The sequence below is a fragment of the Aeromonas sanarellii genome, from assembly GCF_000820085.1.
In the GTDB taxonomy this organism is placed as follows: domain Bacteria; phylum Pseudomonadota; class Gammaproteobacteria; order Enterobacterales; family Aeromonadaceae; genus Aeromonas; species Aeromonas sanarellii.
In genome coordinates, this window is record NZ_CDBN01000038.1 from 97,462 (window position 1) to 114,525 (window position 17,064).

Annotated in this window: 13 protein-coding genes; 7 read left to right on the forward strand and 6 right to left on the reverse strand. The window is 65.0% G+C overall.

All coding sequences use genetic code 11. The features are described from left to right. The first annotated feature begins 8 nt into the window (after positions 1 to 8). The 5 genes from nuoJ (at position 9) to nuoN (ending at position 5,873) form a co-directional block, all read left to right on the forward strand. Positions 9 to 548, forward strand: coding sequence for an NADH-quinone oxidoreductase subunit J (gene nuoJ / locus BN1132_RS07850; protein ID WP_042076572.1), 540 nt, complete (start codon positions 9 to 11; stop codon positions 546 to 548). A 79-nt stretch (positions 549 to 627) separates the two neighbouring features. Beyond that, a complete protein-coding gene (gene nuoK / locus BN1132_RS07855; RefSeq protein ID WP_010675036.1) occupies positions 628 to 936 on the forward strand; it encodes an NADH-quinone oxidoreductase subunit NuoK in 309 nt (102 codons plus the stop codon). Continuing rightward, positions 933 to 2,780 (forward strand): NADH-quinone oxidoreductase subunit L, encoded by a 1,848-nt coding sequence (gene nuoL, locus BN1132_RS07860; RefSeq protein ID WP_042076574.1) that lies wholly within the window; start codon positions 933 to 935, stop codon positions 2,778 to 2,780. The genes nuoK and nuoL overlap by 4 nt, the downstream gene beginning before the upstream one ends. 68 nt (positions 2,781 to 2,848) lie before the next feature. Continuing rightward, positions 2,849 to 4,366 (forward strand): NADH-quinone oxidoreductase subunit M, encoded by a 1,518-nt coding sequence (gene nuoM / locus BN1132_RS07865; protein ID WP_042076656.1) that lies wholly within the window; start codon positions 2,849 to 2,851, stop codon positions 4,364 to 4,366. Positions 4,367 to 4,409: 43 nt separating this feature from the next. Continuing rightward, positions 4,410 to 5,873, forward strand: coding sequence for an NADH-quinone oxidoreductase subunit NuoN (gene nuoN, locus BN1132_RS07870; RefSeq protein WP_042076576.1), 1,464 nt, complete (start codon positions 4,410 to 4,412; stop codon positions 5,871 to 5,873). Between the two features lie 247 nt (positions 5,874 to 6,120). On the opposite strand, the gene purL is transcribed toward nuoN, so the two are convergent. Beyond that, positions 6,121 to 10,014: a phosphoribosylformylglycinamidine synthase gene (purL, locus tag BN1132_RS07875; protein ID WP_042076580.1), complete on the reverse strand. Its 3,894-nt coding sequence runs from the start codon at positions 10,012 to 10,014 to the stop codon at positions 6,121 to 6,123. Between the two features lie 149 nt (positions 10,015 to 10,163). Between purL and mltF the strand changes: the two genes are divergently transcribed. Together mltF and BN1132_RS19445 are read left to right on the forward strand one after the other, a co-directional pair. Next, a complete protein-coding gene (gene mltF, locus BN1132_RS07880; RefSeq protein ID WP_042076583.1) occupies positions 10,164 to 11,657 on the forward strand; it encodes a membrane-bound lytic murein transglycosylase MltF in 1,494 nt (497 codons plus the stop codon). A 147-nt stretch (positions 11,658 to 11,804) separates the two neighbouring features. Next, positions 11,805 to 11,951 carry a hypothetical protein gene (locus tag BN1132_RS19445; RefSeq protein ID WP_157005361.1) on the forward strand — a complete coding sequence of 49 codons (147 nt, stop codon included), beginning with the start codon at positions 11,805 to 11,807 and terminating at the stop codon, positions 11,949 to 11,951. Between the two features lie 29 nt (positions 11,952 to 11,980). Here BN1132_RS19445 and BN1132_RS07890 read toward each other — a convergent pair whose 3' ends face one another. From BN1132_RS07890 to hisS, 5 genes are all read right to left on the reverse strand, one after another. Continuing rightward, positions 11,981 to 12,211: a zinc ribbon domain-containing protein gene (locus BN1132_RS07890; protein ID WP_042076587.1), complete on the reverse strand. Its 231-nt coding sequence runs from the start codon at positions 12,209 to 12,211 to the stop codon at positions 11,981 to 11,983. Between the two features lie 106 nt (positions 12,212 to 12,317). Then, complete coding sequence (gene der / locus BN1132_RS07895; RefSeq protein WP_042076590.1) at positions 12,318 to 13,814, reverse strand: ribosome biogenesis GTPase Der; 1,497 nt, start codon at positions 13,812 to 13,814, stop codon at positions 12,318 to 12,320. Positions 13,815 to 13,888: 74 nt separating this feature from the next. After that, positions 13,889 to 15,073 carry an outer membrane protein assembly factor BamB gene (gene bamB / locus BN1132_RS07900; RefSeq protein ID WP_042076591.1) on the reverse strand — a complete coding sequence of 395 codons (1,185 nt, stop codon included), beginning with the start codon at positions 15,071 to 15,073 and terminating at the stop codon, positions 13,889 to 13,891. Further along, positions 15,066 to 15,716: a YfgM family protein gene (locus BN1132_RS07905; protein WP_042076593.1), complete on the reverse strand. Its 651-nt coding sequence runs from the start codon at positions 15,714 to 15,716 to the stop codon at positions 15,066 to 15,068. Before BN1132_RS07905 ends, bamB begins: the two co-directional genes overlap by 8 nt. A gap of 3 nt (positions 15,717 to 15,719) precedes the next feature. Continuing rightward, positions 15,720 to 16,997: a histidine--tRNA ligase gene (gene hisS, locus BN1132_RS07910; protein WP_042076595.1), complete on the reverse strand. Its 1,278-nt coding sequence runs from the start codon at positions 16,995 to 16,997 to the stop codon at positions 15,720 to 15,722. Between the last annotated feature and the right edge of the window lie 67 nt (positions 16,998 to 17,064).

The following is a 17,064-nucleotide window of genomic DNA, read 5'->3' on the forward strand; positions in this document are numbered from 1 at the left end:
AGTCAATCATGGAACTGGCATTCTATGCCGCGGCCCTGGTCGCCGTTTACAGCACGCTGCGGGTGATCAGCACCAGCAACCCCATGCACGCGCTGCTCAATCTCATCATCTCCCTCATCGCCGTGGCCATGATCTTCTTCTGCCTGGGCGCCGCCTTCGCAGGGGCCCTGCAGGTGATCGTCTACGCCGGCGCCATCATGGTGCTGTTCGTGTTCGTGGTGATGATGCTGAACCTGGGCTCGGCCCAGGATCAGGAGAAGAAGTGGCTCACCCCCACCACCTGGGGCGGCCCCGCCCTGCTCTCCCTCGTCCTCTTGGGTTTCCTGGCCCAGGGCATCCTCGGGGTGACCGGCGGCACGCTTGGCCAGACCGACGTCAGCGCCAAGGAGGTCGGCATCGCCCTGTTCGGCCCCTACGTGCTGGCGGTGGAGCTCGCCTCCATCCTGCTGCTGGCGGGCCTGGTCACCGCCTATCACCTGGGCCGCGAGGACAAGAGCGGGGAAGTGCTCTCCGTGCCCCGCACCACACAAGAAGGAGGTCAGCAATGAGCGGCATTCCCATGGTGATGCATGGCCTGCTGCCGGCGGCCTGCCCCCTTTCCATCCAGCAAGCTCAAGGAGAATGGCGATGAGTGGAATACCCATGGAACACGGCCTCCTGCTGGCGGCAATCCTGTTCGCCATCGGCCTGTGCGGCTTGCTGATACGCCGCAACCTGCTGTTTATCCTCATGAGTATCGAGATCATGATGAATGCGTCCGCCCTGGCGTTCGTGGTGGCGGGCAGCCGCTGGGCCCAGGCCGACGGCCAGATCATGTACATACTGGTGATTTCTCTGGCGGCAGCGGAGGCCAGCATCGGCCTCGCCCTGTTACTGCTGCTCTATCGTCGTTACCACACCCTGAACGTGGACACTGTGAGCGAGATGCGCGGATGAGCCTCCTATACCTGACTTTTCTGTTCCCCCTGTTGGGATGGCTGCTGCTGGCCTTCTCCCTCGGCCGCCTCGGTGAGCGCACCTCGGCGCTCATCGGCGTCGGCAGCATAGGCCTGTCGGCCCTGACCACTGTCTGGGTCGGGTTCGACTTCCTCAATCACCCGCCGGAAGGTGGCGTCTATACCCAGACCCTGTGGCAGTGGATGACGGTGGGCGAGTTCCAGCCCGCCTTCCGCCTCTCCCTGGACGGGCTGTCGCTGACCATGCTGGGGGTGGTGACCGGGGTGGGCTTCTTCATCCACCTGTTCGCCTCCTGGTACATGCGCGGGGAAGAGGGTTATTCCCGCTTCTTCACCTACACCAACCTCTTCATCGCCAGCATGCTGTTCCTGGTGCTGGCAGACGATCTGCTGTTCGTCTACCTGGGGTGGGAAGGGGTGGGCCTGTGCAGCTACCTCCTGATCGGCTTCTACTACCGCAACCCCGCCAACGGGGCGGCCGCCCTCAAGGCGTTCGTGGTGACCCGGGTCGGTGACGTTTTCCTCGCCATCGGTCTGTTCGTGCTCTACCGCGAGCTCGGCACCCTCAACATCCACGAACTGCTGGTGCGGGCCCCGGCCATGTTTGCCGAAGGCTCCCCTGCCCTGTCGTTCGCCTGCCTGATGCTGCTCGGCGGCGCGGTCGGCAAGTCCGCCCAGCTGCCGCTGCAGACCTGGCTGGCGGACGCCATGGCGGGCCCGACCCCGGTCTCCGCGCTGATCCACGCGGCCACCATGGTGACGGCGGGGGTCTACCTCATCGCCCGCACCCATGGCCTCTTCCTGCTGGCCCCCGAGATCCTGCATCTGGTGGCTCTGGTCGGCGCCATCACGCTGGTGCTGGCAGGCTTCGCGGCCCTGGTGCAGACCGACATCAAGCGGATCCTGGCCTACTCCACCATGAGCCAGATCGGCTACATGTTCCTGGCCCTGGGTGTCGGTGCCTGGGAAGGGGCCATCTTCCACCTGATGACCCACGCCTTCTTCAAGGCACTGCTGTTCCTCTCCGCCGGTGCCGTCATAGTCGCGACCCACCACGAGCAGAACATCTTCAAGATGGGAGGCCTGCGCAAGAGCCTGCCCCTGGTCTATGCCTGCTTCCTGGTGGGGGGCTCGGCCCTGGCCGCGCTGCCGCTGGTGACCGCCGGCTTCTACAGCAAGGACGCCATCCTGTGGCAGGTGCAGGCGAGTGGCCAGAGCGCCCTGCTCTGGGCGGGTCTGGGCGGGGCCTTCCTGACCTCCCTCTATACCTTCCGCCTCATCTTCATCGCCTTCCACGGCAAGGTGCAGACCGAGGCCCACGCCGGTCACGGCCTGGCCCACCAGCTGCCGCTGCTGGTGCTGCTGGTGCTCTCCACCGGGGTCGGCGCCCTCATCGTGCCGCCCCTGGCCGGGGTACTGCCGGCGGGCCCGGGGGATCATATCGAGGAGGGCCGTCACGCCCTGGAAATCGCCTCCGGCGTCATCGCCGTGGCGGGCATAGCGCTGGCCGCCTTCCTGTTCCTCGGTGAGCGTCGTCTGGCCAAGGGGATCGCCGAAAGCGGGCCTGGCCGTCTGCTGAGCACCCTCTGGTTCAATGCCTGGGGCTTTGACTGGCTCTATGACCTGGTCTGGGTCAAGCCCTACCTGCTGGCCACCCGGCTGCTCGGCAAGGATCCGCTGGACAGGATGATGAACCTGCCGGCCGTGCTGGCACAAGCCGGCCACCAGCTGCTGGCCTGGACCGTCTCCGGCAAGCTGCGCTGGTACGCCGCCTCCATGGGGATGGGCGCCGCCCTGATCCTGGCCCTGCTGCTGCTCGGCTGATCCATGAGCCCAATACTGTGTGGCAGGCCCCGGCCTGCCCGACTAGAACCTAGATGAGAGCTGATATCGTGACCTTACTCTGGATCTTGCTAATTCCCTTCATCGGCGGCTTGCTCTGCTGGCAGATGGAGCGGCTCGGCGGACAATTCGTCCGCTGGGTGGCCCTCGCCTCCATGAGCGCCTGCCTGGTGCTCTCCAGCGCCATCTGGCTCGGCGGTGACTTCACCCTGGCCAACCCCGGCCTGCCCGTCTGGGCCGCCGAGTGGCAACAACCCTGGATCCCCCGCTTCGGCATCTCATTGCATCTGGCGGTGGACGGCCTGTCGCTGCTGATGGTGATGCTCACCAGCTTCATCGGCGTGCTGGCCATCCTCTGCTCCTGGAAGGAGATCGTGCAGCGCATCGGCTTCTTCCACCTGAACCTGCTGTGGATCCTGGGGGGCGTACTCGGCGTCTTCATGGCGGTGGACCTGTTCCTCTTCTTCTTCTTCTGGGAGATGATGCTGGTCCCCATGTACTTCCTGATCGCGCTCTGGGGCCACTCGGTCACCGACGGCAAGTCGCGCATCAACGCCGCCACCAAGTTCTTCATCTACACCCAGGCGAGCGGCCTCATCATGCTGGTGGCCATCCTGGGCCTGGTACTGACCCACCACGCCACCACAGGCGTCTTCACCTTCAACTATCAGGAGCTGCTGAACACCCCCATGAGCAGCACGGTCCAGTGGCTGCTGATGCTGGGCTTCTTCATCGCCTTCGCGGTCAAGATGCCCCTGGTGCCCCTGCACGGCTGGCTGCCTGACGCCCACAGCCAGGCGCCCACCGCGGGCTCCGTGGACCTGGCAGGCATCCTGCTCAAGACCGCCGCCTACGGCCTGCTGCGCTTCACCCTGCCGCTGTTCCCCGAGGCCTCCGCCGAGTTCGCCCCCTACGCCATGGGCCTCGGCCTCATCGGCATCGTCTACGGCGCCCTGCTGGCCTTCGCCCAGACCGACATCAAGCGGCTGGTGGCCTACACCAGCATCTCCCACATGGGCTTCGTGATGATCGCCATCTATTCCGGCAGCGAGCTCGCCCTGCAGGGCGCCGTGGTGCAGATGATCGCCCACGGCCTCTCCGCCGCCGGTCTCTTCATCCTGTGCGGCCAGCTCTACGAACGCCTGCACACCCGGGATCTGCGCCAGATGGGCGGCCTCTGGGGACGCCTGCGCTACCTGCCCGGCGTCATGCTGTTCTTCTCGGTCGCTTCCCTCGGGATGCCGGGCACCGGCAACTTCGTCGGCGAGTTCCTGATCCTCATCGGCAGCTTCCAGGTGGCCCCCGTCATGACCGTCATCGCCACCTTCGGCCTGGTGCTGGCGTCGGTCTACTCCCTCATCATGCTGCAGCGCGCCTGCTTCGGTACCCCCAAGGAGGAGAGCGTACTCAAGGGGCTGGACAAGCGGGAGCTGGCCATGATGCTGACCATAGCCGGCCTGCTGGTACTGCTCGGCCTCTATCCCCAGCCGGTGCTGGACACCGCCAGCAGCAGCCTCTTGAGCGTGCTGCACTGGTATGCGCTGCCAGACACGGGAGCGCTGCAATGATGCTTTCTCTTTTGCCTTCCATGTCCATGTCGGGAGCCCTGTCATGACGTTTACTGTTTCTCAACTGCTGGCCCTGCTACCCCTGCTGCTGACCACAGGGGCCATGGTGGCCCTGATGCTGGCCATCGCCTGGAAGCGCTGCGACGACACCGCCTTCGTGGTGACCATCGCCGGTCTCAACCTGGCGCTCTTCTCCCTGCCCGTCGTGATGGCCCAGGGGGATCAGGGGGTCACTCCCCTGCTGCAAGTGGACAGCTATGCGGTCTTCTACATGGGGCTGGTGCTCATCGGCGCCCTGGCCACCTGTACCTTCGGCCGCACCTGGCTCAAGGGCTACCCGGACAACCGGGAAGAGTTCTACCTGCTGCTGCTCATCGCCACCGCCGGTGGTCTGGTGCTGGCGGGCTCCCGTCATCTCGCGTCGCTCTTCATCGGGATCGAGATGCTGACCCTGCCCATGTTCGGTCTGGTGGGCTATGCCTATCGCGAGCGCCATTCGCTGGAGGCCAGCATCAAGTACATGGTGCTCTCTGCCAGCGCCACCGCCTTCCTGCTGTTCGGCATGGCACTGCTCTACGCCCAGGCAGGGAGCCTCAGCTTCAGCGATCTCGGCCTGACCCTGTCCCAGAGCCCGGCCCATCACCCGCTGCTGATGGGGGGCTTCGGCCTGATGCTGGTGGGCTTCGCCTTCAAGCTCTCCTTGGCCCCTTTCCACCTCTGGACCCCGGACGTCTACGAGGGTGCCCCTGCACCGGTCGCCACCTTCCTCGCCACCGTGAGCAAGATCGCCGTGTTCTGCGTGCTGCTGCGCTTCTACCTGGCGGTGCCGGCCACCTCGGATCCCATGATCCACTGGCTGCTGGCGGCCATGGCAGTCATCTCCATCGTGGTCGGCAACCTCCTGGCGCTGATCCAGACCAACATCAAGCGGATGATGGGTTACTCCTCCATCTCCCACTTCGGCTATCTGCTGGCGGTGGTGGTGGCGAGCCGCCTCGGCCAGATCCCGGTGGAAGCGGCGGGGGTCTACCTGCTGATGTATCTGTTCACCAGCCTGGGGGCCTTCGGCGTCATCAGCATGATGTCCAGCCCCTACCGCGGCAAGGATGCGGACTCCCTACACAGCTACCGTGGCCTGTTCTGGAAGCGCCCTTATCTCACGGCGGTGATGACGGTGATGATGCTCTCCCTGGCGGGCATCCCCATGACCCTCGGCTTCATCGGCAAGTTCTACCTCATCGGCGTCACCGTCGAGGCGCAGCTGTGGTGGCTCTCCGGCGCCATCGTGCTCGGCAGCGCTCTGGGTCTCTACTACTACCTGCGGGTCATGGTCACCCTCTACCTGCGCGAACCCGGCATGCAGCTGCGCGATGCCAGGGCCGACTGGGCCTTCTCCTCCGGGGGCCTGGTGGTGCTGCTCTCCGCCATCCTGGTGGTATTGCTCGGCATCTACCCCCAGCCCGTCATCAGCCTGGTGCAGGGCTTCCAGCACGTGGTGCTGCGTTAAGCCTCAGGCACACAACAAAAACCGGCCCCCGTGGCCGGTTTTTTTATTCCCTATCCGAGACGATATTCATCCTGCTCCAGCCGGTAACGTGCGCCCTCCCCTTTCCCCCTCGCCATCCAGGGTCAAAGCACCGGGGCTGCTACATGCTGAGTCCTGAATCAGGATCATTCACGCAACGCTTATGCTGCGCCCATAAAAAAACCGGCCTGTTGGCCGGTTTTCCATGGTTGCTGTGTACGCGGAGGGATTAACCCAGACGCACCCGGGCGTTTCTGAACATCCGCATCCAGGCGCCATCCTCGCCCCAGTGGTCCGGGTGCCAGGAGTTCGCCACGGTGCGGAACACCCGCTCCGGGTGCGGCATCATGATGGTCGCGCGCCCGTCCGTGGTGGTCACCGCTGTGATGCCCGCCGGTGCGCCGTTCGGGTTGGCCGGATAATGCTCGGTCACGTTGCCGCGGTTGTCGACGAAACGCAGCCCCACCAGGCCGCTCTGTTGCAGCGCCTCCAGATGGGCGGCGTCGCGCACCTCCACCCGCCCTTCCCCGTGGGAGACGGCAATCGGCATCACCGAGCCCGCCATGCCGGCGAAGAAGGCGGACGGGGAGTCTTGCACCTGCACCAGGCTGAAGCGCGCCTCGAAGCGCTCGGAGCGGTTGCGCACGAAGCGCGGCCAGAGATCGGCGCCCGGGATCAGGGTGCGCAGGTTGGACATCATCTGGCAACCGTTGCACACGCCGAGCGACAGGGTGTCGCCGCGCTCGAAGAAGCGCTGGAACTGCTCGCGGGCGTTGTCGTTGAACAGGATGGACTTGGCCCAGCCCTCGCCCGCCCCCAGCACGTCGCCGTAGGAGAAGCCGCCACAGGCCACCAGGGTCTGGAAATCATCCAGCTTGATGCGACCGGACAGGATGTCGCTCATATGCACATCGACGGCGGTGAAGCCGGCGCGGTCGAACGCCGCCGCCATCTCCACGTGGGAGTTGACCCCCTGCTCGCGCAGCACCGCCAGACGGGGGGAGACCCCGCGGGCGATATAGGGGGCGGCCACGTCCTCGGACGGGTTGTAGGTCAATCTGGCCTGCAGGCCCGGGTCGGTGGCGTCCTGGCGCGCGGCGTGCTCCTGATCCGCGCACTCGGGGTTGTCACGCAGGCGCTGCATCTGCCAGCTGGTCTCGCCCCAGAGGGTGCGAAGGGCGGTGCGGCTGGCGCGATACACTTCGCTGCCGGCACGCTGGAACAGGATGAGGTCGTCTTCGCGCACCGTGCCCAGCACGTGGGAGCAGGCCGCCAGGCCGTGGCCGGCCAGCAGGGTCAGCACCGCCTCCTTGTCGTCGCGGCGCACCTGGATGACGGCGCCCAGCTCCTCGTTGAACAGGGCCGGCAGCAGTTCACCGCCGATGCGGTCGAGCTGCAGGTCGAGACCGCAGTGACCGGCGAAAGCCATCTCCACCAGGGTGACGAACAGGCCGCCGTCGGAGCGGTCGTGGTAGGCAATCAGCTTGCGATCCGCCACCAGCGCCTGGATGGCGTTGAAGAAGCCCTTGAGCTGAACCGGGTTGTCCAGATCCGGGGCACTTTGCCCCAGCTGGCGATAGACCTGGGCCAGGGCGGAGGCGCCGAGGCGCTGCTTACCGTTGCCAAGGTCGATCAGGATAAGGTCGGTCTCACCGAGATCGGTCCGCAGTTGCGGGGTCACGGTATTGCGCACGTCCTCGACCCGAGCGAAGGCGGAGATGAGCAGGGAGAGCGGCGAGGTGACGCTGTGCTCCTTGCCATCCTGCTGCCAGCGAGTCTTCATGGACATGGAGTCCTTGCCCACCGGGATGGTGATGCCAAGGGCCGGGCAGAGCTCCTCGCCCACGGCCTTCACGGCTTCGTAGAGACCGGCATCCTCCCCCGGGTGACCGGCGGCGGACATCCAGTTAGCGGAGAGCTTGACCCGCTTGAGGGAACCGATGTGGGCCGGGGCCAGGTTGGTCAGGGCCTCGGCCACCGCCATGCGGGCCGATGCGGCGTGGGAGAGCAGCGCCACCGGGGTGCGCTCGCCCATGGACATGGCTTCGCCGTGGTAGCTGTCATAGGTGGCGGCGGTGACGGCGCAGTCGGCCACCGGGATCTGCCAGGGACCGACCATCTGGTCACGGTTGACGAGGCCCGTCACGGTGCGATCGCCGATGGTGATGAGGAAGGACTTCTCCGCCACGGTCGGCAGGCGCAGCACCCGCTCGGCCGCCTCGGACAGGGTGACGCCATCCAGCGCCAGCGGCTTGCCCTGGGCCGGCAGACTCTGCACGTCGCGGTGCATCTTGGGCGCCTTGCCAAGCAGCACGTCCAGGGGCAGGTCGATGGGCTGGTTGTCAAAATGGGCATCCGAGAGGGTGAGGTGCTTCTCTTCGGTGGCCGTGCCGATCACGGCATAGGGCGCGCGCTCGCGCTCGCAAAGGGCCTTGAACAGGGGCAGCTTGTCCTGGGCCACGGCCAGCACGTAACGCTCCTGGGATTCGTTGCACCAGACTTCCAGCGGGCTCATGCCCGGCTCGTCGTTCGGGATGGCGCGAAGGTCGAAGCGACCGCCGCGATCCCCGTCGCTCACCAGCTCCGGCATGGCGTTGGAGAGGCCGCCCGCCCCCACGTCGTGGATGAAGACGATGGGGTTGTCGTCCCCCAGTTGCCAGCAGCGGTCGATCACTTCCTGGCAGCGGCGCTCCATCTCGGGGTTGTCACGCTGCACCGAGGCGAAGTCGAGATCTTCGGCAGACTGGCCGGAGGCCATGCTTGATGCGGCGCCGCCCCCCAGGCCGATGTTCATGGCCGGGCCACCCAGCACGATGAGGGCCGCCCCCACCGGGATCTCGCCCTTCTGAACGTGTTCGGAGCGGATGTTGCCGATGCCGCCCGCCAGCATGATGGGCTTGTGGTAGCCACGCACCTCGACGCCGTTGTGGCTCGGCACCTGCTCTTCGAAGGTGCGGAAGTAGCCGAGGATGGCCGGACGGCCGAATTCGTTGTTGAAGGCGGCGCCGCCGAGCGGCCCCTCCTGCATGATGTCGAAGGCGCTGACGATGCGGCTCGGCTTGCCGAAATCCTGCTCCCAGGGCTGCTCGAAACCGGGGATCCGCAGGTTGGAGACGGAGAAGCCCACCAGGCCCGCCTTGGGCTTGGCGCCACGGCCTGTCGCACCCTCGTCGCGGATTTCGCCGCCGGAGCCGGTGGCGGCGCCCGGGAAGGGGGAGATGGCGGTCGGGTGGTTGTGGGTCTCCACCTTCATCAGGATGTCGACGCGCTCCTGGTGATACTGGTATTCGCCGCTGGCGGGGCTCGGGAAGAAGCGGCCCCCCTGGCTCCCTTCCATCACGGCGGCGTTGTCTTTGTAGGCAGACAGGACATGATCCGGCGTCTGCTCGAAGGTGTTCTTGATCATCTTGAACAGCGACTTGGGCTGCTGCTCACCGTCTATGGTCCAGTCGGCGTTGAAGATCTTGTGGCGGCAGTGCTCGGAGTTCGCCTGGGCGAACATGTAGAGCTCGATGTCGTTGGGGTTGCGGCCAAGGCGGGTGAAGTTCGTCACCAGATAGTCGATCTCGTCGTCCGCCAGGGCCAGCCCCAGGGCCACGTTGGCCTCTGCCAGGGCGGCGCGACCGCCACCCAGCACATCCACCTGGGTGAAGGGACGCGGCTCGTGGTGGGCAAACAGGGCGGCGGCCTCGTGCATCTCGCCGAACACCACTTCCATCATGCGGTCGTGCAGCAGGGCCGCGACCTCGCCCCGCTGTGCCGCGCTCAGCTCACCCTTGGCCTGCACGTAGTAGGCGATGCCGCGCTCGAGTCGCTTGACCTGGCTGAGGCCGCAGTTGTGGGCGATGTCGGTTGCTTTGGAAGACCAGGGGGAGATAGTGCCGGGGCGGGGGGTAACGAGGAACAGCTGACCGCTGGGGGTGTGTTCCGGAATGGTCGGGCCGTAGCGCAGCAGCTGGCCCAGGGTCGCTCGCTCCGGGGGCGACAGCGGGCTCGTCAGCTCGGCAAAATGCACGTATTCGGCATAGACGCTTGCTATCTCTACTCCTCTCTGTGCGCAGCTCTGCAGCAGCTTGTGGACACGAAACTCAGACAGTGCTGGGGCACCACGCAAGATTTCCATATACCTTTCTCACCAAGTTTTAGAGTGTGGGGGGATTTGAGACGCGCGTATTATAGGGATCAGGTCCAGCCCGAACAAACGTTTTTCTCGCCCCGCACGATGTGACTCCCTCCGGACTCTCTGGTATAAAGGGGCCTCTCTTTTGACAAATGCCGATTTTTTCAACAAGGGTACTCACCTACTTGCGCTGCATTTTTCGACTGCTTACCGGGATGATGTTGACGCTGGCCCTGGCCGGTTGCGACTTCCATACCCCCTCCAGCCAGCTGGAACAGATCCGCCAACGGGGCGAGATCCGGGTCGGCACCCTCTATGGCCCCACTTCCTACTACCAGCGTGACGACGTCGCCCAGGGCTTCGACTACGAACTGGCGCAGCTCTACGCCGACTGGCTGGGGGTCAAGCTGACCATAGTGCCTGCCTACAGCACCGCCGAACTGGTCGAGCAGTTGCAAAAGGGCAGGCTGGACTTGGCCGCGGCGGCCATCGTCGTGACCCCGGAGCGGCGCAAGCTGTTCCGCTTCGGCCCCGGCTTCTATCAGGTCTCCCCCAAGCTGGTCTACCGCAACGGTGCCCCCAGGCCCAAGGATCTGGGGGACATCAAGGGCAGCATAGTGGTACCGGCCGGCTCCACCGGCGAGGATCTGATGAAGGAGCTGGCCAAGCAGCATCCCAACCTGAACTGGAGTACCAACCGGGACGCCGACGTGGAGGAGCTGCTCAAGCAGGTGGCCGATGGCGAGGTGGACTACACCGTGGTGCAGGACACCATACTGGCCCGCACCCAGCGCTACTACCCCGAGCTCACCGAGGGGCTGACCCTCGCCAACAAGCAGACCGTGGCCTGGGCCATGACCCGGTTGCCCGATGACAGCCTCTACGCCAGCGTCATCGACTTCTTCGGCCAGCGCTTCATGGACGGCGCCATCGCCAAGCTGGACGAGAAGTACTTCGGCCACGTGCAGAACTTCGATTTCGTCGACACCCGCACCTTCCTCAAGCGCGCCAAGAGCCTGCTGCCCAAGTACCAGGCGATGTTCCAGACCCACGCCAGGGAGATCGACTGGCGGCTGCTGGCGGCCATCAGCTATCAGGAGTCTCACTGGGACCCCCAGGCCCGCTCCTACACCGGGGTGCGCGGCATGATGATGCTGACCGAGCCCACCGCCAAGGCGATGGGGGTCAGCGACAGAACCCATCCGGAGGAGAGCATCAAGGGCGGTGCCCGCTACCTGGAGGAGATGATGGAGAAGGTGCCGGACTCGGTACCGGCCGACGAGAAGGTGTGGTTCGCCCTCACCGCCTACAACATCGGCTACGGCCACATGATGGATGCCCGTCGGCTGACCAAGGAGCTCGGCAAGAACCCGGACGCCTGGAGCGACGTGAAGGAGGTACTGCCCCTGCTGCAGCAGTCACGCTGGCATCGCAAGGTGCGCTACGGCTATGCCCGGGGCGGCGAGGCACGCAACTATGTCAACAACGTGCGCCAGTACTACCAGAGCCTGCTCTGGCTCGACAACGAGCAGCAGAAGGCCCACCGCCGCGAGGAGCTGGATGAGGACGACAGCAGCGAGCCGGCCGCCCCGGCAGAGCGTCCCGCCATCATCGCCGAGGTGGTCAAGCAGATCATCACCCCCTAGCCCTGGGGGGTGTGTTTTCCCGGCAGATTCTCTGTTAACATCCAACCAGATCCGAGGGACGCGAGTCTGGCTTATTGCAATGTATTCATCACGTTGCACTACCTGCCCAGCCGCCCTTCGGCCGAGGAGACCAGGGAGGAGAACAAGATGCGAGCACGCAGAAGAGCCATGTTGGCCCGAAAAACCAAATGTGCCTGGAGCCCGAGACGCAAGCTCAAGCTGGCCGACATGAAGCGCAAGATCTGGCACAGAAACCGCTCCTTCACGCTGCTGATAGCGGAGCACACAGTATAAACCCGGCATCCGCCGGGTTTTTTATTCCCTCACGCCCCCGCAGCCAGCGCCTCGAACTGCACCCTGCGCTTGGAAACCAGGGTATTGCAGTGATTGCAGAAATAATCCACGGCGCCGCAGGCCCGAAGCCGCTCCAGCGCCTGCTGGCAGGTCGGACACAGGGCCCGGATGCGATAACGGATCTGGCACTGGCTGCAACAGGTCTCGTCACTGCGGCTGTCCAGCTCCCCCCGGCAGGCCGGGCAGACAAGATGGCTCATGATTGGCTCCTCGCAAAGTGAATGTGCGCTGGGCGGGCCCACTGCACATCCCCCTCCTCCATCGACCCCAAGAAAAACGGCTGCCGGTGAGGGCAGCCGCAGGGCCTTACTTCTTCGCCTTGGCCTTGAGCAGACGCTTGCGCTGACGCTCCTGGCTCAGGGTCAGGGTATTTTTCTTGCCCTCGAACGGGTTGACCGACTCCTGGAACTCGACCCGGATCGGGGTGCCCATGATCTTCAGGGACTTGCGGAAGTAGTTGATCAGATACCGCTTGTAGGAGTCCGGCAAGTCGTTCAGCTGGTTGCCGTGAATCACGATGCGCGGCGGGTTGTAGCCACCGGCGTGGGCATACTTCAGCTTGACCCGGCGACCGTTCACCATGGGTGGCTGGTGATCTTCCTGGGCCATCTGCATGATCCGGGTCAGCATGGCGGTGCTGGTGCGGCGGGTGGCGGACTCGTAGGCCTCGTTGATGGACTCGAACAGGTGGCCGACGCCGCTGCCGTGCAGGGCGGAGATGAAGTGGATGCGGGCGAAGTCGATGAAGCCCAGACGACGGTCCAGCTCGTTCTTGACGTCCTCTTTGACCTTCTGATCCAGGCCGTCCCACTTGTTCACCACCAGCACCACGGAGCGGCCGCTGTTGAGCACGAAGCCGAGGATGCTCAAGTCCTGATCCGTGATGGTCTCGCGGGCGTCGATCACCAGCAGGCAGACGTTCGCATCTTCAATCGCCTTGAGGGTCTTGATGACGGAGAACTTCTCCACCGTCTCGTGCACCTTGCCGCGGCGGCGCACGCCGGCGGTGTCGATGACCACGTACTTCTGCTCGTCGCGCTCCATGGGGATGTAGACGGAGTCGCGGGTGGTGCCCGGCATGTCATAGACGATGACCCTATCTTCACCCAGCATGCGGTTGGTCAGGGTGGACTTGCCGACGTTGGGGCGACCGACGATGGCAAACTTGATGGGCAGGTCGGCGAACGGCGTCTCCTTGGTGTCCTCCCGGGTATCCAGCTCGCCCGTGGCCAGCATGCGCACCAGCGCCTCTTCGTCGAACTCCTCCTGCTCCTCGTCCGCCGCCTGTTCGGCCGCAGACTCCACCAGGGTCTCCAGATGGGGGGCCAGCGCCAGCTCCAGCAGGCTCAGCACGCCGCGACCGTGGGCGGCCGCCATCTGGTAGACCTCCCCCAGGGCCAGGCCGTAGAACTCGGACACCGCGGAATCGCCGTCGATGCCGTCGGTCTTGTTGGCCACCAGAAACACCTTCTTGTGGCTCTTGCGCAGGTGCTCGGCGATAGCCTGATCCGCCGCGGTCAGGCCGGCGCGCGCATCCACCATGAAGAGCACCACATCGGCCTCTTCGATGGCCAGCAGGGACTGCTCGGCCATCTTCAGCTCGATCCCCTCCTCGGTGCCATCGATACCGCCGGTGTCGACCACGATAAATTCCAGCTCGCCCAGCTTCGCCTGGCCGTATTTACGGTCCCGGGTCAGGCCGGGGAAGTCGGCCACCAGGGCATCCCGGGTTCGGGTCAGGCGGTTGAACAGGGTGGATTTCCCCACGTTGGGGCGGCCCACCAGGGCTACTACAGGAGTCATAAAAGCCTCATTCTCAAGACGACAAAGGCTCCGGGTCCGAAGACCAGGAGCCGGAGATTCATATTAACGGGCGATCAGGGACGCTTGACAGCGTACAGCTTGCCGCCACGGCTCTGCACATACAGGGTGTCGCCATCCACCAGGGGGGCGGCGTACAGACCACTGCTGTCGAGCTGCTGCATGGCCTTGATGGAGCCGTCGGTACGGTCCAGCCAATACAGATAACCTTCCACATCCCCGACCACCACATAGTCACCCAGGATGACGGGGGCGGTCACGGTGCGGTTTTCCAGCTGGGTGTTGGACCACAGCTCGAGCCCGTTGCGACGGTCCACCGCAAACAGGTGGCTGCGGCTGTCGGTCAGCACGATGGCATTGCCAGTCACCGCCATGTCGCGGTAGCCGGAATACTTGCGCTTCCACACCTCGTCGCCGCTCATCAGCTTGCGGGCCATCAGCTGGCCATTGTAGGCGATGGCATAGAGCTCGTCGCCGGCGATGAGGGGGGCGGCATCCACGTCCACCATGCGATCCAGCTCGGTGGCACCGCGCGGGTCGGCCACCTTGGACTGGCGCACCGGCTGGCCGTTGCTCAGCAGGGCGATGCCCACCTTGCCATCGGCGCGGCCGTACAGCACGGCGCCGTTGGTGATGACGGGGGCACCGGCACTGCGCAGGGTCAGGGGCGGTTGCTCTTCGGACAGGGTCCACTGCAGCTTGCCCTCGTCGGTATCGAGCGCCACCAGGCGGCCCGAGGTGGTCAGCACCACCACACGGCCATCCTCGACGGCGGGGCTCGCCACCACCTCACCCGGTACCGTGGTCTGCCACAGCACCTCCCCGTTCTCCGCGTTCAGGGCGTAGACCACCCCGTTCTCGGAGCCGAGGAACAGCTTGCCGTAGCGGGAGACCAGGCCGCCGGAGAGACGGGCGCTGCGCTTGTCGGCGTTGATGGGCAAGTCAGCCAGATCCACGTTCCACAGCTCCTTGCCGCTATCGCGCTCGAAGGCGGTCACGTCGCCATCCCGGGCCGCCGCATAGATGCGGTCCTCTTCCACCACCGGCTTGAGCTGGGAGTAGAAGTCGCCGATGCCATCCCCCACCGAGGAGGACCAGGCGGTCTCGGCCGTGAACGCGGACTCCACCGTGGGCAGGGGCGCCATGGGGTTGAGATCCTCTTCGGAACTGAACAGGGAGCACCCCTGCAGGGCCAGGGAGACGGCCGCCCCCAGCACCACTCGCTTGTACAGATTACGCATCCGGAGCCTCGCCCGCAGTGACCGCTGGCAGCGCCAGATCGTCCATCTTCAGCTTGAGTTCGCTGCTCGACTGCAGGCCGCCGGCATCGGCCGCCGCCTGGTAGGCATCGCGGGCCTCTTCGGCCTTGCCCTGCTTCTGCAGGATGTCGCCGCGCACTTCCGCCACCTGGGCCTTGAAGGCGTCGTTGCCGATCTTGCCAAGCTGGGCCAGGGCCTCGTCGGCCTTGCCCTGATCGTTCAGGACGCGGGCCAGGCGCAGGGCGGCGATGGGCTTGATGCTGTCGTCACCGTTTGCGGCGACCTGGGTCAGCTGCTCGGCGGCCAGATCCAGCTTGCCCGCCTTGACCGCTGCTGCGGCCAGCTGCAGGGAAGCCAGCTCGGCATAGGCGTCGCCCTGATGGGCGGCGATGAAGCTCTTCGCCTGCTCCAGGGCGGCGTCGTCACCCTTGGCGAGCTGGGCAGTCATGGCGTTGTAAGCCTGGGAGGCGGCTTCCTGGTTGCTCTGCTGCATCTCGTTGTAGTAGCGCCAGCCAAACAGCCCCACCAGACCGATCACGGTCCCGGCGATCACCGAGGTGCCGTTCTCTTTCCACCAGCTCTTGATGACCTCAACCTGTTGTTCTTCGGTGGTATAGACTTCCACAGCTTACTCTCCTTTAGCTGCCAGCAGGGCGATGGCGGCATCGACCGAGACGGTCTGTTGCTCGGCCTGGCCACGCAGATATTTGATGGTGATCTCCCCGCTTTGCACCTCGGTCTCGCCGAGGATCAGGGCAATGGCCGCGCCGCTCTTGTCGGCACGCTTGAGTTGTTTCTTGAAGTTGCCGCCGCCGCAGTGACTCATCAGGCGAAGGTCAGGCAGGGCGTCGCGCAGCCGCTCGGCCAGGGCAAAGCCCGCCTGCTCGGTCCCCTCGCCCACCATGCAGAGATAGACATCCACCGCCGGGCGGATGTCGGCGTTGAGCTCCAGGGTCTCCAGCATCAGTACCAGACGCTCCATCCCCATGGCAAAGCCCACCGCCGGGGTCGGCTGGCCGCCGAGTTGCTCCACCAGGCCGTCGTAGCGACCGCCGGCACAGACGGTGCCCTGGGCACCCAGGCTGTTGGTGACCCACTCGAACACGGTGAGGTTGTAGTAGTCGAGACCGCGTACCAGACGCTCGTTCACCTCGAACTGGATGCCGGCGGCCGTGAGCAGGCGCTTGAGCCCTTCGAAGTGAGCCAGGCTCTCTTCGCCCAGGTGATCGAACAGGCGCGGCGCCCCGACCAGGATGGCCTGCACCTTCTCGTCCTTGGAGTCCAGCACCCGCAGGGGGTTACTGTACATGCGGCGCTGGCTCTCTTCGTCCAGCTGATCCTTGTACTGCTCCAGGTAGGCCACCAGGGCATCGCGATAGGCGGCGCGCTCGGCACTCTGACCAAGGGTATTGAGCTGCAGGGTGACGTGATCCTGGATGCCGAACAGACGCCACAGACGATGGGTCAGCATGATGAGCTCGGCGTCGATGTCAGGCCCGTTGATGCCGAACAGCTCGACCCCGAACTGGTGGAACTGGCGATAGCGGCCCTTCTGGGGACGCTCGTGGCGGAACATGGGGCCCATGTACCACATCCGGCGCTCCTGGTTGTAGAGCAAGCCGTGTTCGATGCCGGCGCGCACGCAGCTGGCGGTCCCTTCCGGACGCAGGCTCAGGCTGTCACCGTTGCGATCTTCGAAGGTGTACATCTCTTTTTCGACCACGTCGGTCACTTCACCGATGGCGCGCTTGAACAGATGGGTCTGCTCGACGATGGGCATGCGCACTTCGCTGTAGCCATAGCTGGCCACGACCTGGCGCAGGATCTGTTCCACTTTCTGCCATACCGGGCTCTGCTCCGGCAGGCAATCATTCATACCGCGAATCGCTTGGATCTGTTTTGCCACGTTGATACTCGAGAAAAAGAGGTAAAATTTGGCCGCATTATAGGGATTTTCGACCCCGAGGTAAAAT